The 24,281-nt window shown below is 55.1% G+C and carries 16 protein-coding genes and 2 CRISPR repeat arrays; of the genes, 9 read left to right on the forward strand and 7 right to left on the reverse strand.

The genetic code is table 11. The features are described 5' to 3' along the window. Positions 1-258: 258 nt before the first annotated feature. From ABFV38_RS07295 to cas6f, 7 genes are all read left to right on the forward strand, one after another. Positions 259-699, forward strand: a complete 441-nt coding sequence (locus ABFV38_RS07295) for a hypothetical protein (RefSeq protein WP_348958973.1) — start codon at positions 259-261, stop codon at positions 697-699. 175 nt (positions 700-874) lie between these two features. Further along, positions 875-2,342: a CRISPR direct-repeat array (repeat unit 28 nt; unit sequence GTTCACTGCCGTACAGGCAGCTTAGAAA). Between the two features lie 274 nt (positions 2,343-2,616). After that, positions 2,617-3,600, forward strand: coding sequence for a type I-F CRISPR-associated endonuclease Cas1f (gene cas1f / locus ABFV38_RS07300; RefSeq protein ID WP_348958975.1), 984 nt, complete (start codon positions 2,617-2,619; stop codon positions 3,598-3,600). Continuing rightward, entirely contained in the window at positions 3,597-6,830 is a 3,234-nt protein-coding gene (gene cas3f, locus ABFV38_RS07305; protein ID WP_348958976.1) for a type I-F CRISPR-associated helicase Cas3f, read from the forward strand. The genes cas1f and cas3f overlap by 4 nt, the downstream gene beginning before the upstream one ends. A 16-nt stretch (positions 6,831-6,846) precedes the next feature. Next, positions 6,847-8,157, forward strand: coding sequence for a type I-F CRISPR-associated protein Csy1 (csy1, locus tag ABFV38_RS07310; protein WP_348958978.1), 1,311 nt, complete (start codon positions 6,847-6,849; stop codon positions 8,155-8,157). Next, on the forward strand, positions 8,154-9,089 hold the full coding sequence (gene csy2 / locus ABFV38_RS07315) for a type I-F CRISPR-associated protein Csy2 (RefSeq protein WP_348958980.1): 936 nt from the start codon (positions 8,154-8,156) through the stop codon (positions 9,087-9,089). Before csy1 ends, csy2 begins: the two co-directional genes overlap by 4 nt. A gap of 13 nt (positions 9,090-9,102) precedes the next feature. Beyond that, complete coding sequence (gene csy3 / locus ABFV38_RS07320; protein ID WP_348958981.1) at positions 9,103-10,101, forward strand: type I-F CRISPR-associated protein Csy3; 999 nt, start codon at positions 9,103-9,105, stop codon at positions 10,099-10,101. Positions 10,102-10,110: 9 nt separating this feature from the next. Further along, positions 10,111-10,665, forward strand: coding sequence for a type I-F CRISPR-associated endoribonuclease Cas6/Csy4 (gene cas6f / locus ABFV38_RS07325; protein ID WP_348958982.1), 555 nt, complete (start codon positions 10,111-10,113; stop codon positions 10,663-10,665). Between the two features lie 21 nt (positions 10,666-10,686). Here the strand turns inward: cas6f and ABFV38_RS07330 are convergent, their stop codons facing one another. The 7 genes from ABFV38_RS07330 to trxB all read right to left on the reverse strand — a co-directional run bounded on the left by ABFV38_RS07330 (position 10,687) and on the right by trxB (position 19,421). Next, positions 10,687-11,160, reverse strand: a complete 474-nt coding sequence (locus tag ABFV38_RS07330; RefSeq protein WP_047071862.1) for an RES domain-containing protein — start codon at positions 11,158-11,160, stop codon at positions 10,687-10,689. After that, positions 11,157-11,600 (reverse strand): antitoxin Xre/MbcA/ParS toxin-binding domain-containing protein, encoded by a 444-nt coding sequence (locus ABFV38_RS07335; RefSeq protein WP_023327017.1) that lies wholly within the window; start codon positions 11,598-11,600, stop codon positions 11,157-11,159. Before ABFV38_RS07335 ends, ABFV38_RS07330 begins: the two co-directional genes overlap by 4 nt. A 239-nt stretch (positions 11,601-11,839) precedes the next feature. Then, positions 11,840-13,428: direct repeats of the CRISPR family, unit length 28 nt; unit sequence GTGCACTGCCGTACAGGCAGCTTAGAAA. Positions 13,429-13,597: 169 nt separating this feature from the next. Then, complete coding sequence (infA, locus tag ABFV38_RS07340; protein ID WP_002211347.1) at positions 13,598-13,816, reverse strand: translation initiation factor IF-1; 219 nt, start codon at positions 13,814-13,816, stop codon at positions 13,598-13,600. A gap of 284 nt (positions 13,817-14,100) precedes the next feature. Continuing rightward, on the reverse strand, positions 14,101-14,805 hold the full coding sequence (gene aat, locus ABFV38_RS07345) for a leucyl/phenylalanyl-tRNA--protein transferase (protein ID WP_348958984.1): 705 nt from the start codon (positions 14,803-14,805) through the stop codon (positions 14,101-14,103). 45 nt (positions 14,806-14,850) lie between these two features. Further along, positions 14,851-16,572, reverse strand: a complete 1,722-nt coding sequence (gene cydC / locus ABFV38_RS07350) for a cysteine/glutathione ABC transporter ATP-binding protein/permease CydC (RefSeq protein WP_235401256.1) — start codon at positions 16,570-16,572, stop codon at positions 14,851-14,853. Beyond that, positions 16,572-18,338 (reverse strand): cysteine/glutathione ABC transporter permease/ATP-binding protein CydD, encoded by a 1,767-nt coding sequence (gene cydD / locus ABFV38_RS07355; protein ID WP_048027181.1) that lies wholly within the window; start codon positions 18,336-18,338, stop codon positions 16,572-16,574. Before cydD ends, cydC begins: the two co-directional genes overlap by 1 nt. A 114-nt stretch (positions 18,339-18,452) precedes the next feature. Next, positions 18,453-19,421, reverse strand: coding sequence for a thioredoxin-disulfide reductase (gene trxB / locus ABFV38_RS07360; protein WP_032638969.1), 969 nt, complete (start codon positions 19,419-19,421; stop codon positions 18,453-18,455). Positions 19,422-19,965: 544 nt separating this feature from the next. Between trxB and lrp the strand changes: the two genes are divergently transcribed. After that, a complete protein-coding gene (lrp, locus tag ABFV38_RS07365; protein ID WP_000228469.1) occupies positions 19,966-20,460 on the forward strand; it encodes a leucine-responsive transcriptional regulator Lrp in 495 nt (164 codons plus the stop codon). Between the two features lie 135 nt (positions 20,461-20,595). After that, positions 20,596-24,276: a DNA translocase FtsK 4TM domain-containing protein gene (locus ABFV38_RS07370; RefSeq protein ID WP_348958987.1), complete on the forward strand. Its 3,681-nt coding sequence runs from the start codon at positions 20,596-20,598 to the stop codon at positions 24,274-24,276. The last annotated feature ends 5 nt before the right edge of the window (positions 24,277-24,281 follow it).

The following is a 24,281-nucleotide window of genomic DNA, read 5'->3' on the forward strand; positions in this document are numbered from 1 at the left end:
CCACAGTAATAAAATAGCGGCGCACCTGCAAAATCAGGTGCCGGGATTGGCGTCCTGAAAGTGTGTGAGCAGCAGTAATGCTGCAGGCTTCGTTCGCCCTCAGGAAAAGGGTATAATTCTGCATCTGGCGGGCGAATCGGAAGCTTCTATTGAAGCGCCAGTAGCACACACACTGGTACGCCAATTCCTTTTCGTCCGCCGCCAGCAAATTGGCGTTTACTGCGGTGGTAAATTCAAAGTGTGTGAAGGAATTACCCAATGAATACAGAAAACAATTTCGCCCATTTATACAGCGAACTCTCCCTCAATCCCGATCTTCCTACCTTGGCCGAGCGCTGCAACCTGCTCACCGAAATCCTGCTGGATTGCAAATCACTCCCACAAACGCAGCCCGTATGTCTTTGCCTCGCGGCTTATCTGGAAGAGGTAAAATCCGGCCTCACAGAATCCATGCGTGATTTTCAGATAGTGGAATTTGAGGACGAATCGGAACCACCGCAACAAAAGGAATGGCTGCTGGAAGATACAGAAACGAAATGCGATTACTGCCGGGCGTTAAACCATGTGCTGCTGGTGTCGCATTTTGACCGCGATATGTTGCCGCACCTGACGGGGTTACTGCATGACATTACGCATTCAATGGCCGCGGATGTCGTTGCGCCTCAAAGTGCAGAAACGGTAATTCACATTATTTCCTGAGTGCTATCCGAGGCGTCGGGAGGGCCTCTGACGCCATTGGTTTAAACCCTTTTTTCTGATGCTTACGTAACATATTGATTTATATGGTGTGGATTTGCGTTCCAGAAAAAAGGGTTTTATGCGTATAAGTTGATTATTTTGTTTGCTAACAATAAGATGGCGTTGTTTCCTTTCAGTTCACTGCCGTACAGGCAGCTTAGAAAATGGTGTGGGCCGCCTTCTCGCCAAACCCACGGTTCACTGCCGTACAGGCAGCTTAGAAAAGTACGTGATGAAGTCTGCCAGCTCGAACGGTGTTCACTGCCGTACAGGCAGCTTAGAAATGTTCGCCAAAGACATGCTGAGGTCTGCGCTCGTTCACTGCCGTACAGGCAGCTTAGAAATTCTGCCCGCGGGCCCAGCGGTTCACCAGGTTGTTCACTGCCGTACAGGCAGCTTAGAAAGTGCACTCGTCCAATAAATGCATATCGATGCAGTTCACTGCCGTACAGGCAGCTTAGAAATTAAGACGTCATAATAGAATCGCGAACAGTAGGTTCACTGCCGTACAGGCAGCTTAGAAACCGCTCAGGAGAATATAATGTCAGAGTTTCAAGTTCACTGCCGTACAGGCAGCTTAGAAATAAGCGCTGAGGATGTCCCTCGAAATGCTTCGTTCACTGCCGTACAGGCAGCTTAGAAACGGTCAGCACCAGGACAACGTAATCAATGATTGTTCACTGCCGTACAGGCAGCTTAGAAAACGAATCCCACGGCGGCGGCAACTCAACAATGGTTCACTGCCGTACAGGCAGCTTAGAAAAAAGTGATTGCCCGGTCTGTAGCGAGGTCAATGTTCACTGCCGTACAGGCAGCTTAGAAAAAAGCCAGCGTATCAAGCGCCGGAGCTAATGAGTTCACTGCCGTACAGGCAGCTTAGAAAACACCGCAGCCATGAAGATTGACGACTACTATGTTCACTGCCGTACAGGCAGCTTAGAAACGAATGGACCAACACAACGTCACCTGGTTGCAGTTCACTGCCGTACAGGCAGCTTAGAAAACCCCGCCTCCCCGCTTCTCGCGGCAACTGGCGTTCACTGCCGTACAGGCAGCTTAGAAAAAAAAACTCTTTTACCCAGGGGTTGAACGCCTTGTTCACTGCCGTACAGGCAGCTTAGAAATGACGAACTTTTTTGAGCGCCCACGCCGGAAAGTTCACTGCCGTACAGGCAGCTTAGAAAGGGTCGCTCATGAACGCGACATACTTGTCCGGGTTCACTGCCGTACAGGCAGCTTAGAAATGCGTCATGTTGGCTGGCACTTGCTGTAGCTGGTTCACTGCCGTACAGGCAGCTTAGAAATATAATGATGAGAACCTGCCTGAAGGCGGTACGTTCACTGCCGTACAGGCAGCTTAGAAAACACGGAACCTGCATGAATGTTGAGCCAGGATGTTCACTGCCGTACAGGCAGCTTAGAAAGGCAGACGACGCCGACATTCTGCTGCCTGAAGGTTCACTGCCGTACAGGCAGCTTAGAAATTTGGAACGTTTTAAATAACTTCCGTTCCATTGTTCACTGCCGTACAGGCAGCTTAGAAAAGTTGCACTACGAGCGCCAGGTAGAGCTGATCGTTCACTGCCGTACAGGCAGCACATCTAAAACCAACCCTCCAAAACATTCACCCTACCTATTTAAACCTTAATACCATCAAATCCACACTCTCTATTTTTCACAATAAATAAAAAATTCATTCACGCACTAATTATATTCTAGCCAATATATTATCTGTAAAAATAATGCATTAAATGGAAAAGTGATCTTCAGTTTTATTATCACGGTAATTACTGTATCATTTGATACCCGTCACATTTGTTTTCATCTTATCTCCGATAACATACCCGCATTCAACACCTTGAAATAAAAGCCGTTGCTATGCCTGCAAACAGCATTGCCCCAACAGATTTAAAAACTATCCTGCATTCGAAACGCGCCAACATTTATTATCTGGAGAAATGTCGCATCCAGGTAAATGGTGGGCGTGTTGAATATGTCACCCAGGAAGGCAGGGAGTCGTTTTACTGGAATATTCCCATCGCGAATACCACGGCAGTGATGCTGGGAATGGGAACATCCGTTACGCAAATGGCAATGCGGGAGTTTGCCCGGGCTGGCGTGATGGTCGGTTTCTGTGGAACGGATGGCACGCCGCTTTATTCTGCGAACGAGGTGGACATTGACGTCTCATGGCTCAGCCCGCAAAGCGAATACCGCCCGACGGCGTATTTACAAAACTGGGTCTCATTCTGGTTTGATGAAGAAAAACGTCTGCAGGCAGCAAAGCATTTTCAATTTATCCGTTTACATCAAATTGAAAAACAGTGGGAGAGGCTGCGGATGCATCGGGAAACGCCTTTTCAGCCTGATAAGGTCGCGCTGAAGACTATTCTGGATCGGGCCAGAACGGGCATGGAAAACGCACAGGATCACACCTCACTGATGCTCCAGGAAGCGCAGCTTACAAAATCGCTCTACAAACTGACCAGTCAGACGGTGGGTTATGGCAGCTTTACCCGCGCCAAACGCGGTGGTGGGGCGGATGTGGCCAACCGTTTTCTCGATCAGGGTAACTATCTGGCCTACGGGCTGGCGGCCGTCGCGGCCTGGGTCACGGGCATTCCTCACGGTCTGGCAGTCATGCACGGTAAAACGCGGCGCGGCGGGCTGGTTTTTGATATTGCCGATCTAATCAAAGACGCCCTCATTATGCCGCAGGCGTTTATTGCGGCTATGGAGGGTGAGGATAGTCAACAGTTTCGTCAGCGCTGCATCAACGTGTTTCAACAGTCTGATGCGCTGGATGTGATGATCACCACCTTGCAGGACACCTCGCAATTACTGGCTGGCGTCGCAAAATGAATGTGCTGATTATCTCCCGGTGCACCAAACGCGCGCGCGAGCAAAGCTGTCAGATTATCGATCAGTTTGCTGAACGTACTGGGGATGCCGCGTGGCAGACGACGATAACGATGGAAGGCGTTAACACGCTGCGCAAGCTGCTGCGTAAAACGGCACGCCGTAATACCGCTGTGGCCTGCCACTGGCTGAAAAAAAACGGTCAAAGCGAGCTGTTGTGGATAGTCGGGAATTTGCGTCGCTTTAACGCGCAAGGGCGCGTGCCTACGAATCGCACGACGATGCAAATTATCCGCAATGACGGGGAACACCGCTGGCAAAGTGCGGAAAGTATCGCCTTGCTGGCGGCTATCGCCGGGCTTTTTCATGATTTTGGCAAAGCGGGGATGTGCTTCCAGCAAACGCTTAAGGGGGAAAGCCAGCACGTTTGCCAGCCGTATCGACATGAGTGGATCTCGGTTCGTCTGTTCGAGGCGTTTGTGGGAGAGCAAACGGATGCGCAGTGGCTGGCATCGTTGACACAGCTTAAAGCCGCTGATGAAAAGTGCATGCTGAAAGTATTGAAGATGGACAGGGTAGAGTGGAGCAATAGCCCACTCGAAAAATTGCCCCCTGTCGCCAGGGTGGTGGCGTGGCTAATACTATCGCACCATCGTTTACCTCAACCGTACCCGGCAAAATCCTCGTTACTGTACAGCGAAGGCTGGCTTGAGCGGCAGCTAAATGCAGACTGGAACGCGCTTAATCATAAATCCAATGAAAAACATCAGTGGAAAGAGCGTGATTTTAAAAATGTCTGGAAATTCCCCCACGGCACACCGCTAAGAAGTCAAACCTGGCGCGAGAAGGCCCGCCAGATTGGTAAACGCATCCGGAACCTGCCCGCGCTGCTTCAGGCGGGATCGCTGGATAATCTTTTTATCCTCCATCTCGCCCGCCTGTCGCTGATGCTGGCCGATCACGTTTACTCCTCGCAACCCGCTTATTCCGGATGGCAGGATGATGCCGTCCCGTGCTGGGCCAACAGCGACCGCCAGGCCGGGCTGCTTAAGCAAAAACTGGATGAGCACAATGTCGGTGTCGCCCATCAGGCGCTGTTGATGGGACGTTCTCTTCCGGCGTTGCGCCGTTCATTACCCGCCATCGCCCGGCATAAAACGTTTCGGGAGAGGGCGAAAGATCCGCGTTTTCACTGGCAAAACAAGGCGTGGGACGTGGCGTCTTCTCTACGCGAGAAGAGTGCCGGGCAAGGCTTCTTCGGCATCAATATGGCCTCGACCGGATGCGGTAAAACCTTTGCCAATGCCCGAATTATGTACGCTCTGGCGGATGAGCAGGAAGGGTGCCGTTTCAGCGTCGCGCTGGGGTTACGCACGCTGACGCTGCAGACGGGTCAGGCTCTGCAGTCGCGCCTGGGGCTGGATGACGACACGCTGGCCGTGGTGACCGGTGCTGCGGCAGTGAAGGAACTGTATCAGGGCAATGATGCTGAAGATACCAACAGCGCCAGCGACGAAACATTCTTCGCCAGCCACCATTACGTGCATTACGAAGGTGCCACCAGTAGCGGTATCGCGCAGCAGTGGCTGGCGAAAGAACCGATGCTCAATCGTCTGGTCAGTGCCCCGGTGCTGGTGACAACTATCGATCATCTGATGCCGGCAACGGAAGGCGTGCGCGGCGGCAGGCAGATCCCTGCCATGCTGCGCCTGCTGACCAGCGATCTGGTGCTTGATGAGCCTGACGATTTTGACGTTGATGATTTGCACGCCCTTTGTAGGCTGGTGAACTGGGCGGGAATGCTCGGCTCGCGCGTGCTGCTTTCCTCTGCAACATTACCCCCCGCCTTAACGGAAGCGCTGTTTGAAGCCTATCGGGAAGGGCGCAAAGCCTGGCAGACGGCGTCCGGCCAGTCGGACAGACTGACGAGTATCTGCTGCGCCTGGTTTGATGAGTATGGCGCGCAGTCGCAGGATGTGGCCGACGATGCTCAATTTCGTCAGGCGCATGACGATTTTGTCAGGCAGCGGATTAAACGTCTGCCAGACCAACCCCGGCTTCGTCTGGGTAAGTTGGCCGCAGTAATACCGCAATCTTGCCGTAATGCCGATGTTGTCTCTGCGCTGGCACAGACATTGCACCAGCAAATGATCGCGCTGCACGGCGATCATCGCAGCACGCACAAAAGCGGCAAAACCGTGTCGTTTGGTCTGGTGAGGATGGCCAATATCAACCCGCTGGTTGCCGTCGCGCAGGCGCTGATGGCATTACCATCCCCGGATAACCATCGCATTCATTATTGCGTGTACCACAGCCAGCACCCGCTGGCGGTGCGGGCGGCCATTGAAAAACGTCTCGACGCGGCGTTCACGCGACACGAACCGGAGCAGGTCTGGCAGTTGCCTGACGTTAAGCAGGCGCTGATGTCACCGGAACAACATCACCTCTTTGTCGTGCTGGGGACTTCTGTTCTGGAGGTCGGGCGCGATTTTGATGCCGACTGGGGGATTATTGAGCCGAGTTCAATGCGTTCGCTTATTCAGTTTGCGGGGCGTATTCAGCGCCATCGTCAGATCGTTCCTGACAACGAAAATCTGGTGATTCTGGAACGTAACGTTCGCGCGCTTCGCGGAGAAAAGATCGCCTACTGCCGACCCGGTTTTGAAACCGAGCATCACCTTCTGCCTCACCACGATCTCCGTGAGCTGCTCAGCGAAGAGAGCTATCGCACGCTGAATGCGATCCCGCGCATCGTTGAAAAGTTTCCCGGCAATGCGCTGGCGGCGCTGGAGCATGCTCGCTTGCGCGCCGCGTTGTTGGGCGCAGAGCAGGGCACAGATGCAGTTGCCGCGTCGTGGTGGCGGCTGTCGCTGACGTGGAACGGCGAGCTTCAGAGACGTACACCGTTTCGCCGCTCGTCGCCGCAGGACACTTTCTTTTTGAGAATGGAAGAGGAAGGTGATCAACCTGAGTTTTGCCTGATGCAGGAAAACGGAGTGTTAAAGCCTGCGGGACGGTTTTGCGAGAAGACCTTATCGATGGCTCGCGGCGTAGAACCGTGGATGGCGATTGATTATGGCGAGGTATTACAGGCCCTGGCCGAGGCAAGACAGATGGAGCTGGCCGCGGTATCGCGACGGTATGGCGAAATCACATTGAGAATCAGCAGGCAGGAGGAGACAGAACAATGGCTGTATCACCCGGTGTTGGGTGTGTTCAGGGAATATCGATAAAGAGCCAGGAGCGAGTATGTCAGTTGAAGCACTAAGCGCTTTCATCGCTGAGTACATTGCCGGACGACGGCAAACAAAGCTGGAAGCATTTGATAAAGAGGCCGCAAAGCGTAGCGCTGAAGAGAGCGCGACGATTGCGGCAGAACGGCGGGATCTGGAGCTTCGCTATGAACCGAAAGCCTGGCTGACGGATGCCGCGAAGCGAGCCGGACAAATTAACCTCGTGACGCATGCGGCGAAATTTACCCACGGGGATTCAAAAAGTAGCAGTATTTACAGCGAGGCAGTGGCGCAGGAAGGGTATCTCTGCACCGCTGCGTTGTCAGGTCTGGAACCGGATGCCGTGGGAAACGCTGCTGCGCTGGACGTGGCGAAATTGCTGCAAACACGGGTTAACGGTGGTGATTCTCTACTGGCGTGCCTGAAACGTGGGCATCACGCTGCGCTGGCCGCTTTTACCGATGACGCGAACCAACTGAGTGAATGGATTGCGGGTTTTTCCCGTGCGTTAACGCCCGGCGAACCCGCTTCGCACAAGTTGGCTAAACAGGGGTATTTCCCGGTAGGTGAAAATTACCATCTGTTGAGCCCGTTATTTGCCACCTCGCTTGTTCACGCCATGCATCAGAAAATGATTGCCTTCCGTTTTGGCGACAATGTTAAAGCTATCTGGAAAGCACGCCGGGAAAAAACCTGGCATCCCACTCCGCTGACGCTTTTCCCGGATTCAGCGGAAATACACTTTGGTGGCACCAAACCGCAAAACATCTCCTATCTCAACAGTGTCCGCGGCGGGCGTAGCTGGCTGCTTTCCTGTCAGCCGCCGCAGTGGAAAAAAGCAGAAAAGCCGCCGACGACGTTACGTTCGATTTTCACTTCAGGTGGTCAGTTTGATCGGCGTGCAAACAGCACTGTTCAACTGCTTGTGTCTTTATTGACCAGAACCGGTGATTACACCAACGTCCGTATTCGCGAAGCGCGTGATGAATACATTGATGCGCTTATCGATCTGCTCTTTGTGGTCGCGTCGGAACTACAGCGTGATACGTGGCAAAACTGGACGCTCTCGTGCGAACGACTAGTCAGTCATCAACAACTCTGGCTCGATCCCTGGCGCACCAAAACCGATGAGGCTTTTCGTCTCGAGCGGGATAAAGACGACTGGCAGGTAAGCGTCGCGACAGATTTTGCCCTGTGGCTTAACGCGCGCCTGAGCAAGGCATTAAAGGATGTGGGGTATGTGGAACAGCGTGAATGGCAAACCCGTGAACGTTTACGCAGCAACTTACGTGAGATGGAAAAAATTATCCGGGAGGCGCTGAAATGAGTTCCTTGATCCTGCTTCGCCATATCAGCGTCGAAAACGCCAACACAATTGCTGGCCTGACTTTCGGTTTCCCCGCCATTACCCATTTCCTGGGTTTTACCCATGTGCTGTCCCGCAGGTTGAAGGAAACGCACGGGCTGCGCATTGATGGCTGTGCTGTCGTCAGTCACGAGCACCAGATCCACGCGCATACCTCTGGCCGCGATTATCAATTTGCCCTGACCCGCAACCCGCTCACTCGGGAAGCGAAAACGGCCTCCTTTAACGAAGAGGGGCGCATGCACATGACGGTTTCACTGCTGCTGGAGTGTCACGGGGAAATTCCAAATGGCGAATACGGTCAGCGCGACCTTGCCGGGCATCTCAGGCAGGTATGTCCGACGCTCCGACTGGCGGGGGGAATCATCGTCGATATCCAGGGCATTTCGGTTATGGCGATGCCTGCCAGCGGTCAGGAGATGGGGCGATTAAAGTGGCAACTGATGCCGGGCTTTGCCTTGCGGGATCGCAGCAGCTGGCTGGGCGAGCATCATAAGACTCTGCTTGAACATAACCCGGATGCAACGCTTCTCGACGCCTGGCTGGATTTTGCCGCGCTAAAAATACAGGCAGAAACGCCAGAGGATAGCAATATCCAGGAAGGCGAACCGGCCAACTGGCACGTTGTTCCTAAACCCCACCCCGGTTATCTGGTGCCGTTGATGACGGGCTATCAGCGCATCTCTGAACTCTACGCGCCGGGCGTCGTGGCAAACGCACGCGATGCAGAAACGCCCTTTGCATTTACCGAAGCGGTGTATGGCGTGGGCGAGTGGTGCGGTCTGCACCGGATTCGGTCACTGGAAGAGATTTTCTGGCGTTATCGCACGACAGAAACAGGCTACTACTGTCAGGGCGCGGGCGCGCCGGTGACAACTGAACATCTTAATTAAAAAGGACTTATCTATGGCAAAGGCTCCAACTGCCGTTAAAACGGCATCCGTACTGGCATTTGAACGTAAGCTGGCAACCTCGGATGCGGTGATGTATTCCGGAAGCTGGGAGGGCAAGCAGTGGCAACCGATCCGCATCCAGGAAAAAGCGGTGCGTGGCACCATTTCTAACCGTCTGAAAAACGCGCTAACCAACGATCCGGCAAAACTGGATGCTGAGATCCAGAAAGCGAACCTGCAGCGTGTGGATGTGGCGGCGCTGCCTGCCGATGCAGATACCCTGAAGGTGAAATTTACCCTGCGCGTGCTGGGAAACCTGTCGACGCCTTCTGTGTGTAATGACCGCGCGTATCAGGATGAACTTCAGCAGGTTATCGATGGCTACATCAATGATCACGGTTTTGCCGAACTGGCGCGCCGTTACGCAACTAACCTGGCGAACGGCCGTTTTTTATGGCGCAACCGCGTCGGTGCTGAAAAAATCATCGTGAACGTGACGGGCAGTAAGTCGTGGACGTTTGATGCATACAATTATGCGCTGCGAGATTTTACAGCCAGCGACGAGAGCCTAAACGCACTGGCGCAGGAAATCGAAAAAGGACTTAGCGGTGAAGGTTTTGTGCTGTTGAACGTCGAAGCGCAGGTACTGCTCGGTGCCGGGCAGGAGATCTTCCCGTCGCAGGAGCTGGTTCTGGACAGCAACAGTAGCAAAAGCCGTCTGTTGTATCAGGTAGACAGTGTTGCGGGCATGCATTCGCAGAAAATCGGGAATGCCATTCGAACTATCGATACCTGGCATCCTCAGGTAGATGCGCTGGGCGCTATCGCCGTTGAGCCGTACGGCTCAGTCACCAGTCGCGGTGTGGCTTGTCGTCAACCGAAAGAGAAAATGGACTTCTACACCTTGCTGGATAACTGGGTGACGAAAGGACTGAAACCTGAGGTTGAGCAGCAGCATTACGTCATGGCTGTTCTGATCCGCGGTGGCGTTTTCGGTGAGAAGGGCGACTAAGGAGTGACTATGGATCACTATCTTGAGATCCGCGTTCTGCCCGATCCGGAGTTCAGCGAGGAGATGCTGATGGCTGCGCTGGTGGCCAAACTGCACCGCGCGCTGGGACAACGAGGGCAGGGGGATATTGGGATCAGCTTCCCGGCATATGGCCTTAAGCCTGGCCCCGTATTACGCGTACACGGTCATCATCTGGCATTAAGCGATCTTGAAGCATTGTCCTGGCGAAAAGGATTAAGTGACTACTGCTTGTCCTCGGGAATACAGCCTGTACCTGCCGTCAATCAATGGCGCTGCGTGAGTCGCGTTCAGGTTAAAAGCAGCGCGCATCGGCTTATGCGGCGTTCAGTGAAAAAAGGATGGTTGACAGAGGAGGAGGCGCAACAACGTCTTTTGACGATGCAGGAGGCGAGGACGGATTTACCCTGGCTAAACTTGCGCAGCCTTTCTACGGGCCAGACGTTTAAGCTCTTTATTTGTCATGGAGAATTGCTCTCCTCACCTGTCGTGGGGACGTTTACGACCTACGGTCTTAGCGCGACGGCGACGGTTCCCTGGTTCTGATATGCATCACCGCATCCGCGTTCAGGGTGCGGTCTTTTCTGTCAGGCGGGTATCAAAAACAAAGGGGAGTTGCTGAACTGAATTTAGCGCCGGGTGGAACGCCGGATGTAAGGGGTTAAGGATGGCATTGTTTTCATAAGGGATGATACAGGAAGGTAAGATGAGCGCGAGGGCACTGTTAGCCTGTAACCAACCGGTTCCCAGATCCATTGTCGATACCGGCGCCGGATTTTCCTGCCAGTCCTCAGGGAGCCACGCTTTATCCAGGTAATCTATCTGGTCATCCGGGATATCAATGCTGAAAAGCTGGTACTGATTCAGTACGGTATCTTTTCTGACATGTACCAAAATCTCCAGTGAGGCCAGCGAGATGGAGGTGGAGACATAGACAGCTGGATGGCCTTTATGATTCCACCGTCCGCCATACTGATTTGCGCCACTTCCACTCCACGCTTCGCTGGCATAGCGGCCTGTCACCAGACGATAAAAAATCATGCGAACACTCCGTGTTCCAGGCGGCCAATTAAATCGGTGACTTCCAGCGCACCGGTTTCCGTCGCTATTAAGTCGACGGGCGCCACGTTCCCCAGCCCGCGCACCGGTGCCTGCAGCCAGGTCCATGCTTCTTCTTTACTGCCAAAATAGTCAACGGCAGCATCCAGCACCCGAACGAAACGGGCCACGCGTTCGCTCTCGTCGGGCGTTAACGTCCGTCCCGCGCTTTTGCGGCGGGCCACGTTACGTTCGTTGATACCCGTGACACGTAAAATGTCCGCTTTCGACATGGACGTCCACTCGTGAATGTTGTCGAGCACGCTGACGGGCAGTCCCTGATTGAGAAATTCAATCAACCGCATACCTCGGTTGGCAGGTAAACCGGCGTAACGCCAAAGTGCGTTATCAGCAGGTTTCTGTGCGGGGATCCATGTTCTCATGTTACCTCCTGAGTGATGTCATTTGTCATAGGCAAGTATAGTCATTTGTCAGAGGGAGTGGAATGGGCGTTTTTTGTGCGGGTGGTTAATGCGAAGAAAAGTGTTTTGACCCTAATTTTTAGCGGTTGTGTAATGGATTGATTTTAAATGATTATTTTTGGTGGGTGAAAAAGAGGGTGAGCGAAGGGTTTTTAGCTTTTTTTGTATGCAAATCATAAGGGTGTGGAGATATTATTTCAGTGCACTGCCGTACAGGCAGCTTAGAAAGCCATTGAGCGGCTTTTTTATTGCTCGCATAAGTGCACTGCCGTACAGGCAGCTTAGAAAAGAATCATTCGAGCTGAACGTTGTACCAGTGAGTGCACTGCCGTACAGGCAGCTTAGAAATAGCAGGTAACAAATTATGCGAATAGCTATTGGTGCACTGCCGTACAGGCAGCTTAGAAATGACGGCGGCGTTCAGCAGCAACTGCTTCCTCGTGCACTGCCGTACAGGCAGCTTAGAAAAACCATCTGGCGCACATCGGGATTCGATTTGTGTGCACTGCCGTACAGGCAGCTTAGAAAGACACGCTTACCTTCCAGTGCCGGCAGGCACCGTGCACTGCCGTACAGGCAGCTTAGAAAACTTCTACAGGAGGTCTGGCCGCATGGCCATTGTGCACTGCCGTACAGGCAGCTTAGAAAAATACAGTGCTACGTAGAAAAGCGCGGCATGGGTGCACTGCCGTACAGGCAGCTTAGAAAATCCTGCGCTTAACCTGGTCGCTGAACGCCTCGTGCACTGCCGTACAGGCAGCTTAGAAAAACATGCCCCCTTTACGCCCCCAAGGCGATTTGTGCACTGCCGTACAGGCAGCTTAGAAAAGAGCCAGATTAACCCGACAATCCGAACCAGTGTGCACTGCCGTACAGGCAGCTTAGAAAGTCGAGTCCTGGCGGTAGCGCATGCCCTGGACGTGCACTGCCGTACAGGCAGCTTAGAAACGCACGCTGCGCCGCGCCTTGCCCCTCCCTAATGTGCACTGCCGTACAGGCAGCTTAGAAAAAAAACCATTTGCAATCACTGTTACCGCGCCTGTGCACTGCCGTACAGGCAGCTTAGAAACTAAGTCGGACATCGCCCCGGCAAAAATATCTGTGCACTGCCGTACAGGCAGCTTAGAAAGGAACGGATGTCATCCGTCATGACGCCGTGAGGTGCACTGCCGTACAGGCAGCTTAGAAAATTCAACGCTCAGCGGATTTCGTGGCATATCCGTGCACTGCCGTACAGGCAGCTTAGAAAACTGCAAGAGCAATCGCGGCTCTGCCAGGTAGGTGCACTGCCGTACAGGCAGCTTAGAAAACGTCCAGATCCCCTAATTTGCCCGACCGCAAGTGCACTGCCGTACAGGCAGCTTAGAAAGGCCAGCGCGCCGGCACTGACGACGACTACGGGTGCACTGCCGTACAGGCAGCTTAGAAATGGCCAGCACTGGCATTTACTGCCATAGCGGTGTGCACTGCCGTACAGGCAGCTTAGAAAACCTGTTCATCAGTCAGAGTTGCCCGTCTTTTGTGCACTGCCGTACAGGCAGCTTAGAAAGAAGCACGGTTAGCGGTAGCCGGGGCGAAAAGGTGCACTGCCGTAAAGGCAGCTTAGAAAGTGTTCGTCTTCCATTTCCACAGCATCAAAACGTGCACTGCCGTACAGGCAGCTTAGAAATAGCGCATCTGTTCGTATTCGGTAACCCGCCCGTGCACTGCCGTACAGACAGATTAGAAAGGCAACAGCCAGCTCACGCGTAGGGAAAGAAGGTGCACTGCCGTACACGCAGTTTAGCAAAATAGAAAATAAGGTCTCCCTTTACTCTCTACACTGTTGAACAGACAGCCCTGAAGCTGGAACGAACGGCTAAATAATTGTTCAAATAATCAACTGCAACACAAAAAAATAAAGCCGGGGAAAGCCCCGGCCTTATTTAATATTCATCTGCCATTACAGGCGAAAACAATTAGCGACTACGGAAGACAATGCGGCCTTTGCTCAGGTCGTACGGGGTCAGTTCAACAGTCACTTTGTCGCCCGTCAAAATGCGGATGTAGTTTTTGCGCATTTTACCGGAGATGTGCGCAGTTACCACGTGACCGTTTTCCAGCTCTACGCGAAACATGGTATTAGGCAACGTATCAAGTACGGTACCCTGCATTTCAATATTGTCTTCTTTGGCCATCTAATCCTCTGGGGTATCACTACCAAGTTTTGAACCGGCAAGATAATGCCGAAATTCATCAATTAAGTAAAGAATTGCGCGATTAAAACGCAGCAAAACAGTTTCGGCGCATTGCCCAAGCGTCACGGTACAACCGAACAGGAAGCGCATTCGTAAAGGGGAGACAACAGGATAAACGTCAGGACGTTATCTGAAGCGAGGGTCCCAAACGGCGGCGGGGCAACAGGCAGAAGCTACTCTGCGGCATAATTATAACACCCTCACAAAAAATATGCGGAAAACATTTAGGCATTGGGCATAAAGAGCGTTCTCGGTATCCAGAAGTCGCGGGGGAGCTTCTCCTGACGGCTGGCATCCAGATGCTCGATGTACTGGCGTCGCGGGATCTCAACGGCGCCGAGGGAAGCCGTATGCTCATTGAGCACCTGACAATCGATCAGGCGTCCACCGCGCTGGGCAAATGTCTGGCTGAAGACCAGCAGCGCCGTTTTCGAGGCATTTACCGCACGGGAGAACATCGACTCGCCGCAAAACAGTGTCCCCTGCGCCACGCCATACATGCCGCCGACGAGTGCTCCACCGTCCCATACCTCGATGGAGTGAGCGTAGCCAAGCTCATGAAGCTGGTGGTAGGCGGTAATGATATCGCGGGTTATCCATGTTCCCTCAAAGCGGTCTTCGGCACAGCCTTCAATGACCTGTCCAAAGGCGTGGTTCAGGGTGACGCGGTAGGGGGATTTCGCATGGAAACGCTTCATGCTGCGGCTCAGGTGAAACTGCTCTGGCCACAGCACGGCACGCGGATCGGGAGACCACCATAAAATGGGGTCGCCGGGAGAAAACCAGGGGAAGATACCGCGCTGGTACGCCATCAATAACCGTGCAGGGCTGAGGTCACCGCCAAGGGCCAGCAGCCCATTGGGCTCACGCAGCGCCCCTTCCGGAGAAGGGAACGCGATATTATGACGAGAAAGCTGGACCAGGCGCATGACAGCAAAACTCCAGTACGCGAGTGAGGACGCTACAAATATAGTCTACAGACGCTGTTTAAACTGGTAGTAGCGACCCTGTTTCGCCAACAGCTCTGCGTGACTACCTTGCTCAATAATGTGTCCGTTGTCCATCACAATTATCCGATCAAAACTCGCCAGTCCGCGCAGGCGGTGCGTGACCATCAGGACGGTTTTACCGGTCATGACATTGGCCAGCAAATCAAGGATTTGGCTCTCGGTCGTGGCATCCAGCCCTTCGGTGGGCTCGTCAAGCAGCATCAGCGGCGCATCGTGCAGCAGCGCGCGCGCAATCGCCAGACGGCGCAGTTCACCGCCGGAGAGTTGACGACCGCCTTCGCCCAGCCAGCTGTTCAATCCCTCGTCCTCAAGCAGCTTATGCAGACCGACCTGTTCCAGCATGGCGCAAAGCGCATCATCCGTGGCCTCTGGGGCTGCCAGCAGCAGGTTATCGCGCAGGGTGGCGCTAAACAGATGCACGCGCTGCGGAACGACGCTGACCGTTTTGCGCAGAGCCTGCTCGCTGAAATCAGTCAGCGACGTGTTATTAAAACGAATCTGGCCGCGCTGCGGATCCCACGCGCGGGTCAGTAGCTGCAGCAGCGTCGATTTACCACAGCCGGTACGGCCGAGGATCGCAATCCGCTGACCGGCATTAACAGAAAGGGTAATACCGTCCAGCGCGTTCTGCGCCTGTTTGTCGTAGGCGAAAGTGACATCTTCCAGCGTCAGCGCAACCTGCTCAGGTACAGCTGTCTGCCCGGCACTGAACGTGACTTCAGGTTTCTGCTCGGCAATCTGGGTGATACGCAGGGCAGAGGCGATGACCTGCCCCAGATGCTGGAATGCGCCCGTCACCGGGGCCAGCGCTTCAAACGCGGCCAGCGCACAGAAGACGAAAAGGGCAATAAGCGGACCCGGCTGTGTATTTCCCCCGATATCGCCGGATGCCAGCCAGAGCATGGCTATTACCGCCACGCCGCCGATCAGCATCATCAGCGCCTGAGAGAAGGCCGTCAGTTCCGACTGGCGGCGCTGGGCTTCATGCCAGTTCAGCTCCGTGCTTTCCATCCGCGCGCGGTAGCGCTTGCTGGCACCAAAAATGGTCAGCTCCGCCTGCCCCTGAAGCCAGGCGGTCAGCTGCTGGCGGTAGTCCCCGCGCAGGCGTGTCAGGTTTTCCCCGGTGGATTTCCCGGCGCGGTAAAACAGCGGCGGCAGAATGATAAGCGTCAGCAGCATGATCCCACCCAGCGTCAGCGCAACGGGGACATCCAGAACAGACAGCCCCAGCGTGACCACCACAATCACCACAAACGCGCCCACGATCGGGGAAATCACCCGCAGGTAAAGGTGATCCAGCGTGTCGACATCCGCCACCACGCGGTTAAGCAATTCGCCCTGACGAAAACGCGCCAACCCGGCAGGGGAGAGGGGCAACAGTTTGCTGAAGGTATAGATACGCAGGTGCTGCAGCACGCGGAAAGTGGCGTCGTGGCTGACCAGCCGTTCGAAATAGCGTCCGGCAGTACGGGTGATGGCGGTACCTCGAACCCCGGCAGCCGGAAGCATGTAGTTGAAGCTGTATAATCCGGCGAACCCCGCGACGGCCGAGGCCGACAGGAACCAGCCGGAAAGCGTGAGCAGGCCGATGCTGGCGAGCAGCGTGACAATAGCCAGCACAATCCCCAGCGTCAGCATCCATTTGTGGCGTTTATAGAGCGCCAGGTAAGGCAGCAGAGCGCGCATCAGATATCCTCCTGACGGTTCGCCAGCAGGGTAGCAAATGGCCCCTGGGCGGCAACGAGAGAGGCGTAATCGCCTTGCTCAACAATACGGCCGTTTTCCATGACCCAGATCTGGTCCCAGTCGGCAATCCCTTCCAACTGGTGGGTGACCATCAGTGTGGTTTGCTGCAGGGAGGCGGCGTTAAGCGCTTCCATTACGCGCTGCTCGCTGTGTGCGTCAAGGCTGGCAGCAGGCTCGTCCAGCAGCATCAACTGGCATGGGTTGAGCAGCGCGCGGGCAACGGCTACACGCTGCGCCTGCCCGACCGACAGCCCGGCGGACTGGTCGCCGACAACGGTATCCACCCCTTGCGGCAGCAGCGGCAGAAACTCGCTGACCCAGGCGCGGTCGAGAACCGATTGCAGTTCATCTTCACGCGCGTCCGGGCGCGCCAGAAGCACGTTTTCACGCAGCGTGGCGGCGGGAAGCTGTGGGTTTTGGCCTACCCAGCTGAGCTGTTTACGCCAGGCGTCAGGGTCGAGATTGCGCAGTTCGGTTTTGTTGATCCGCAGTGAACCGGTGTAGGCCATAAAACCGGACAACGCGTTCAGCAGAGAACTTTTCCCGGAACCGCTGATGCCGACAAGGACCACGCGTTGTCCGGCAGGTAAGGTAAAGTTCAGCGGACCGGCGAGCACTTTGCCTTCGGGCGACAGAATGGAAAAGTCCTGCGCTTCAATGGTCACCGGATCTTTCGCATTCAGCGTCACGTCACCGCGCTCCGGGTGGGCCAGCGGCGTTTCCAGGAACGTTTTAAGGCTATCGGCGGCGCCAACCGCCTGAGCTTTGGCGTGATAGAAAGTTCCCAGATCGCGAAGCGGCTGGAAAAACTCCGGCGCCAGGATCAGCGCCAGGAAACCGGCGGAAAGGGTCACCGCCGTGCCGTAGTGGCCGAAATCCAGCGCACCGAGGTAGGAGAAGCCGAAGTAGACCGCCACAAGGGCAATCGACAGCGAGGTGAAGAATTCCAGAACGCCTGAAGACAGGAAGGCGAGGCGTAGTACTTCCATGGTGCGCTGACGGAAGTCCTGTGACGCCAGGCGAATATTTTCAGTTTCTGCTTCACCGCGGCCAAAAATGCGTAACGTCTCCATGCCGCGCAGACGATCGAGGAAATGACCGCTTAAGCGACCCAGTGCGAGGAAGTTACGGCGGTTGGCATCTGCAGCTCCCATGCCGACCAGCGCCATAAACAGCGGGATCAGCGGGGCGGTGCCCATCAGAATCAGCGCCGCCATCCAGTTCACCGGGAAGATGGCGATCACGATCAGCAGCGGAACGAAGACGGCAAGGGCCATCTGCGGCAGATAGCGCGCGTAGTAGTCATGCATATCGTCAATCTGCTCAAGGATCAGCGTCGCCCAGCTACCGGCCGGTTTACCCTGGATCCACGCGGGCCCGGCCTCCTGAAGCCTGTCGAGCACCTGACGGCGGATCTCGTAGCGGATATGTTGTCCGGCGTGAAAACCGACGCGCTCACGCAGCCACACCACCCAGGCGCGCAGGATAAAAATCAGGATCAGGACAATAAAGGGCAGCAGGAGCGCTTCGCGTGGAATGTTCTCCATGATCATGTGATTAAGAATGCGGGCCAGCAGCCATGCCTGGGCAACAATCAACAGACCGCTGACGAAACCCAAAAGACGGGAAATCGTAAGCCAGCGGCGGGAAAGAACGCTTTGCTGTTTCAGCCAGCGTGTTAACTCTTGTTGACGGGTTTTTTCCATTGCGTACTTTGCAGGTGACGTTATTAGAAGTTGGGCAGCGCAATGTTACAACGGGGAGACAATAAAGGCGACTTATCGCCGCCTTTATTTACGTTTGTTACTGACTTGTAAAGATTATTTACCTTGTTCAGCCAGTCCATCGAGGTAGCGTTCAGCATCCAGCGCGGCCATACAGCCGGTGCCCGCAGAGGTGATCGCCTGACGATAAATATGGTCCATCACGTCGCCAGCCGCGAATACGCCCGGGATGCTGGTTTGAGTCGCATTACCGTGAATGCCGGACTGCACTTTGATATAGCCGTTTTCCAGCTCAAGCTGACCGTCGAAGATTGCGGTGTTCGGGCTGTGACCGATGGCCACAAACAGACCCGCCACTTCCAGCGTTTCGACATTATCGGTGTTCTGGGTATCACGAATACGCAGACCGGCAACGCCCATCTGGTCGCCCGTCACCTCTTCCAGCGTACGGTTGGTGTGCAGCACGATGTTGCCGCTTGCCACTTTGTCCATGAGACGTTTGATCAGGATCTTCTCCGCGCGGAAGGTCTCGCGGCGGTGGATCAGGTGCACTTCAGAGGCAATGTTCGCCAGATACAGCGCTTCTTCCACGGCAGTGTTGCCGCCGCCGATGACCGCGACCTTCTGATTGCGATAGAAGAAACCGTCGCAGGTGGCGCAGGCAGAAACCCCGCGGCCTTTAAACGCTTCTTCGGATGGCAGGCCGAGGTAACGGGCAGAGGCACCGGTTGCAATGATCAGTGCGTCACAGGTGTATTCACCGCTGTCACCCGTCAGGCGGAACGGACGGTTCTGCAGGTCGACCTTATTGATGTGATCGAACAGAATTTCGGTTTCGAATTTAGCGGCATGCTCGTGCATACGCTCCATCAGCAGCGGCCCGGTCAGGTCGTTCGGGTCGCCTGGCCAGTTTTCCACTTCGGTGGTGGTGGTCAGCTGACCGCCTTTTTCCATGCCGGTGATTAATACCGGGTGCAGGTTAGCGCGTGCAGCATAGACCGCCGCGGTATATCCCGCAGGTCCAGAACCAAGGATTAGCAGCTTACTGTGTTTGGCCGTGCCCATGAGATCCCCATTGTTGTTGGCAGACATTTGGCTGGATTGTAGGGAATTTGTTGCCGTAAAAAAAGAGCGCAGCAATTTTGATATCAATCTGTGTAATAGCCATGGACGATGAATCGCGCCCGATAACATCACGCTTTCTCCAGAAAAGCGGTCGTTTGTAAGGCAATAAAATGAGGATTAATACCCTGCCGCAATGAATATCCGGCATGTTGTACTAAAAAACGATGTTTTGCTTTGACAATCCCCTGCGCTTTTGCGAAAACATTCAAGGAAGAAAAAAAACCGCGTTAACCGTATGCCGCATAGGCATGCACGTAAATGCCATTTTTACCGGGTCAGTGAAATCTACGCATGGCGTGGACAGACGCCATACGTGATGTCGGTGACTGCCTTCGGGCAACGGTCTTCTTACCAACAGAACCCGAATCCGCATCGCGTCTATTACATAATCAGGCGATGTGATGACTAACGGGTACAGGCTCTGAACAGTGATGTGCACAGGGTCCAGGCAGGAGTAGGGAAGGAATACAGAGAGACAATAATAATGGTAGATAGCAAGAAGCGCCCTGGCAAAGATCTCGACCGTATCGATCGTAACATTCTTAATGAATTGCAAAAGGATGGGCGTATTTCCAACGTCGAGCTTTCAAAACGTGTGGGACTTTCCCCGACGCCGTGCCTTGAGCGTGTGCGCCGACTGGAAAGACAGGGTTTTATTCAGGGCTATACGGCTCTGCTGAACCCGCATTATCTGGATGCCTCACTTCTGGTATTTGTTGAGATTACTCTGAATCGTGGTGCGCCGGATGTGTTTGAGCAATTTAACGCCGCTGTACAAAAACTTGAAGAAATTCAAGAGTGTCATCTGGTATCCGGTGATTTCGACTACCTGTTGAAAACCCGTGTGCCTGATATGTCCGCCTACCGTAAGCTGCTGGGGGAAACCCTGTTGCGTCTGCCGGGCGTGAACGACACCCGTACGTACGTGGTGATGGAAGAGGTCAAACAGAGCAATCGTCTGGTTATTAAGACGCGCTAACACGGAACAGGTGCAAAATCAGCGTAGTTTGATTACACTCCTGTTAATCCATACAGCAACAGTGCCGGGGAGTCCCGGCGCTGTTGTCCGTTTTAGCAAACAGGCAGGATATGCCTGATACCTGGAGAGCCTTTCTTGAGCCAGGAATACACTGAAGACAAAGAAGTCACACTATCGAAGCTAAGCAGCGGACGTCGTCTCCTCGAGGCTTTGCTGATTGTTATTGCCCTTTTTGCCGTCTGGCTGATGGCAGCCTTACTCAGTTTCAACCCCTCGGATCCCAGCTGGTCACAAACTGCATGGCATGAGCCTATCCATAATTTAGGCGGTGTCCCCGGTGCCTGGCTTGCGGACACACTGTTCTTCATTTTCGGTGTGATGGCCTACACCCTTCCCGTCATTATTATTGGCGGATGCTGGTTTGCGTGGCGTCATCGTCAGAACGATGATTACATCGACTATTTCGCCGTCTCGCTGCGCCTGATTGGCGCGCTGGCGCTGATCCTCACCTCCTGCGGGCTGGCGGCGATTAACGCCGATGATATCTGGTACTTCGCCTCTGGCGGGGTGATCGGCAGCTTATTAAGTTCTGCGCTCCAGCCGATGCTGCACAGCAGCGGCGGCACGCTGGCACTGCTGTGCATCTGGGCCGCCGGGCTGACGCTGTTTACCGGCTGGTCCTGGGTGAGCATTGCCGAGAAAATTGGCAGCTTTATCCTCACCATTCTGACTTTTGCCAGCAATCGTACCCGCCGTGACGATACGTGGGTGGATGAAGACGAATACGAAGATGAAGAGGAAGACGATGCGCCTGTGCAGCGTCGCGAGTCTCGTCGTGCCCGAATTCTGCGCGGCGCGCTGGCGCGTCGCCAGCGTGTTGCTGAGAAATTTGCCAACCCGCTCGGCCGTAAAACCGATGCGGCGCTCTTCTCCGGTAAACGCATGGATGAAGACGAGCAGGTGGCGTATCGCGCTGCGGGTGTCGCCGTCGATCCTGACGATGTGCTCTTCTCCGGCAGCCGGGCCACGCCCGGGGACTTTGACGAATACGACCCGCTGTTAAACGGCCACTCGGTCACCGAACCGGTAGCAGCCGCGGCTGCCGCGACGACTGCAGCCCAGGCGTATGCCGCGCCTGTCGACGCCGTGATGCCATCCGCGCCGGTCCCGCCACCGGAATCCGTTATTCAGCAGCCTCAGGTTGAGTGGCAGACTGCGCCGGGTGTTCACACGCCAGAGCCCGTTATTGCGCCTGAACCTGAAAGCTACATCCCCGTGCAGCAGGAACAGTGGCAGCAGCCTTATCAGCCGCCGCAGCCTGAGTATGAGCCGCAGCAATATCAGCAGCCAGTGGCTCAACCGTATCAGGAGTATGTGCCTGAACCGGTCGAGCCTGTACAGTCTTATGCCGCACCGCAGCCTGAGCCTGAGCCTGAAATCGTGGAAGAGGTGAAGCCTGCCCGTCCACCGCTGTACTATTTTGAAGAAGTTGAAGAGCGCCGCGCGCGTGAACGCGAACAGCTGGCCGCCTGGTATCAGCCTGTGCCTGAACCGGTGCAGGAGCCGGTTACGAAAGCGCCTTCTGTTCCACCTGTCGACCCGACGCCTGCTGTTGCACCCGTAGCGGAAAGCGTGAAGCAGGCTACCGCGGCGGCGGCCGTGGCTGCACCCGTCTTTAGCCTGGCAACCGGGGGGGCACCTCGTCCTCAGGTGAAAGAGGGGATCGGTCCGCAGCTGCCTCGTCCTAACCGCGTCCGCGTGCCCACCCGCCGTGAGCTTGCTTCTTATGGCATCAAGCTGCCTTCCCAGCGTATGGCTGAAGAAAAAGCCCGCGAGTCTGAGTACGACGATGATGCTGATGAAATGCAGCAGGACGAGCTGGCCCGCCAGTTCGCTGCGCAGCAGAATCAGCGCTACGGTGAAGAGTATCAGCACGATGAACCGGCGCTGGAAGACGACGATGACGCCGCAGAAGCGGAACTGGCGCGTCAGTTTGCCGCCACCCAGCAGCAGCGCTATTCCGGTGAACAACCGGCTGGTGCAAATCCGTTCTCGCTGTCCGACTTTGAATTCTCGCCGATGAAAGATCTGGTGGATGATGGCCCAAGCGAGCCCTTATTTACCCCGAGCGTTATGCCGGAAGCTGAGCCTGTGCGCCAGCCACCGGCACCACAGGCCTACGCGCAGCCGCAACAGCCCGTTCAGCAGCCGTATACACAGCCGCAGCAGCCACCACAGCCGCCGCAGTTCCAGCAGCCTGCGACTCAGCCTCAGGAGAGCCTGATTCACCCGCTGCTGATGCGTAACGGTGACAGCCGTCCGCTGCAGCGTCCAAGCACGCCGCTGCCGTCTCTGGATCTGTTAACGCCGCCGCCGTCAGAAGTTGAACCGGTTGATACCTTCGCACTGGAGCAGATGGCGCGTCTGGTGGAGGCCCGTCTGGCTGACTTCCGTATCAAGGCGGACGTGGTGAACTACTCTCCGGGTCCTGTGATCACCCGTTTTGAACTGAACCTGGCGCCGGGCGTAAAAGCCGCGCGTATTTCCAACCTGTCCCGCGACCTGGCGCGTTCGCTGTCGACCGTGGCGGTGCGCGTGGTGGAAGTGATACCGGGTAAACCTTACGTTGGTCTTGAGCTGCCGAACAAAAAACGTCAGACCGTCTACCTGCGTGAAGTGCTGGATAACACCAAGTTCCGCGATAACCCCTCCCCGCTGACCGTGGTGCTGGGTAAAGATATCGCTGGCGATCCGGTGGTGGCAGACCTCGCAAAAATGCCTCACCTGCTGGTCGCGGGTACTACCGGTTCCGGTAAGTCCGTCGGCGTGAACGCCATGATCCTCAGCATGCTCTATAAAGCGCAGCCGGAAGATGTGCGTTTCATCATGATTGACCCGAAAATGCTCGAATTGTCGGTCTATGAAGGTATTCCTCATCTGCTGACCGAAGTGGTCACCGACATGAAAGACGCCGCCAACGCTCTGCGCTGGAGCGTGAATGAGATGGAGCGTCGCTACAAGCTGATGTCTGCGTTGGGCGTACGTAACCTGGCCGGCTATAACGAGAAAATCGCCGAAGCGGCGCGCATGGGACGTCCGATTCCGGATCCGTACTGGAAGCCGGGTGACAGCATGGATGCCCAGCATCCGGTGCTGGAAAAACTGCCTTATATCGTGGTGCTGGTCGATGAATTCGCTGACCTGATGATGACCGTCGGTAAGAAAGTGGAAGAGCTGATTGCCCGCCTGGCGCAGAAAGCGCGTGCGGCCGGTATTCACCTTGTGCTGGCGACCCAGCGTCCTTCCGTGGACGTTATCACCGGTCTGATTAAAGCGAACATTCCGACGCGTATCGCCTTTACCGTATCCAGCAAAATTGACTCGCGTACTATTCTTGACCAGGGCGGTGCAGAATCGCTGCTGGGTATGGGTGACATGCTCTATTCCGGTCCGAACTCTACCTCTCCGGTGCGTGTTCACGGCGCGTTCGTGCGCGACCAGGAAGTGCACGCGGTTGTGCAGGACTGGAAAGCGCGCGGTCGTCCGCAATACGTCGATGGCATCACCAGCGACACGGAAAGTGAAGGCGGCGGCGGTGGCTTTGACGGCGGTGAAGAGCTGGATCCGTTATTCGATCAGGCGGTCAACTTCGTTACCGAAAAACGTAAAGCGTCTATCTCCGGCGTACAGCGTCAGTTCCGCATCGGCTATAACCGCGCTGCGCGCATCATCGAGCAGATGGAAGCGCAGGGCATTGTGAGCGAGCAGGGGCATAACGGTAACCGCGAGGTGCTGGCACCGCCACCGTTTGATTAACCTTC

Origin of the sequence: Enterobacter cloacae complex sp. Mu1197, assembly GCF_040059225.1 — a bacterium.
Taxonomy (GTDB): domain Bacteria; phylum Pseudomonadota; class Gammaproteobacteria; order Enterobacterales; family Enterobacteriaceae; genus Enterobacter; species Enterobacter quasiroggenkampii.

Excerpts from the sequence above, each read along its gene's own strand:
- ABFV38_RS07295 (WP_348958973.1), top strand. The coding sequence starts at position 259 with ATGAATACAGAAAACAATTTCGCCCATTTATACAGCGAACTCTCCCTC.
- aat (WP_348958984.1), bottom strand. The coding sequence starts at position 14,805 with ATGCGCCTGGTCCAGCTTTCTCGTCATAATATCGCGTTCCCTTCTCCG.
- lrp (WP_000228469.1), top strand. The coding sequence starts at position 19,966 with ATGGTAGATAGCAAGAAGCGCCCTGGCAAAGATCTCGACCGTATCGAT.
- csy1 (WP_348958978.1), top strand. The coding sequence starts at position 6,847 with ATGTCAGTTGAAGCACTAAGCGCTTTCATCGCTGAGTACATTGCCGGA.
- cydD (WP_048027181.1), bottom strand. The coding sequence starts at position 18,338 with ATGGAAAAAACCCGTCAACAAGAGTTAACACGCTGGCTGAAACAGCAA.
- csy2 (WP_348958980.1), top strand. The coding sequence starts at position 8,154 with ATGAGTTCCTTGATCCTGCTTCGCCATATCAGCGTCGAAAACGCCAAC.
- cas3f (WP_348958976.1), top strand. The coding sequence starts at position 3,597 with ATGAATGTGCTGATTATCTCCCGGTGCACCAAACGCGCGCGCGAGCAA.
- cas6f (WP_348958982.1), top strand. The coding sequence starts at position 10,111 with ATGGATCACTATCTTGAGATCCGCGTTCTGCCCGATCCGGAGTTCAGC.
- cydC (WP_235401256.1), bottom strand. The coding sequence starts at position 16,572 with ATGCGCGCTCTGCTGCCTTACCTGGCGCTCTATAAACGCCACAAATGG.
- trxB (WP_032638969.1), bottom strand. The coding sequence starts at position 19,421 with ATGGGCACGGCCAAACACAGTAAGCTGCTAATCCTTGGTTCTGGACCT.
- csy3 (WP_348958981.1), top strand. The coding sequence starts at position 9,103 with ATGGCAAAGGCTCCAACTGCCGTTAAAACGGCATCCGTACTGGCATTT.
- ABFV38_RS07330 (WP_047071862.1), bottom strand. The coding sequence starts at position 11,160 with ATGATTTTTTATCGTCTGGTGACAGGCCGCTATGCCAGCGAAGCGTGG.
- infA (WP_002211347.1), bottom strand. The coding sequence starts at position 13,816 with ATGGCCAAAGAAGACAATATTGAAATGCAGGGTACCGTACTTGATACG.
- ABFV38_RS07335 (WP_023327017.1), bottom strand. The coding sequence starts at position 11,600 with ATGAGAACATGGATCCCCGCACAGAAACCTGCTGATAACGCACTTTGG.
- cas1f (WP_348958975.1), top strand. The coding sequence starts at position 2,617 with ATGCCTGCAAACAGCATTGCCCCAACAGATTTAAAAACTATCCTGCAT.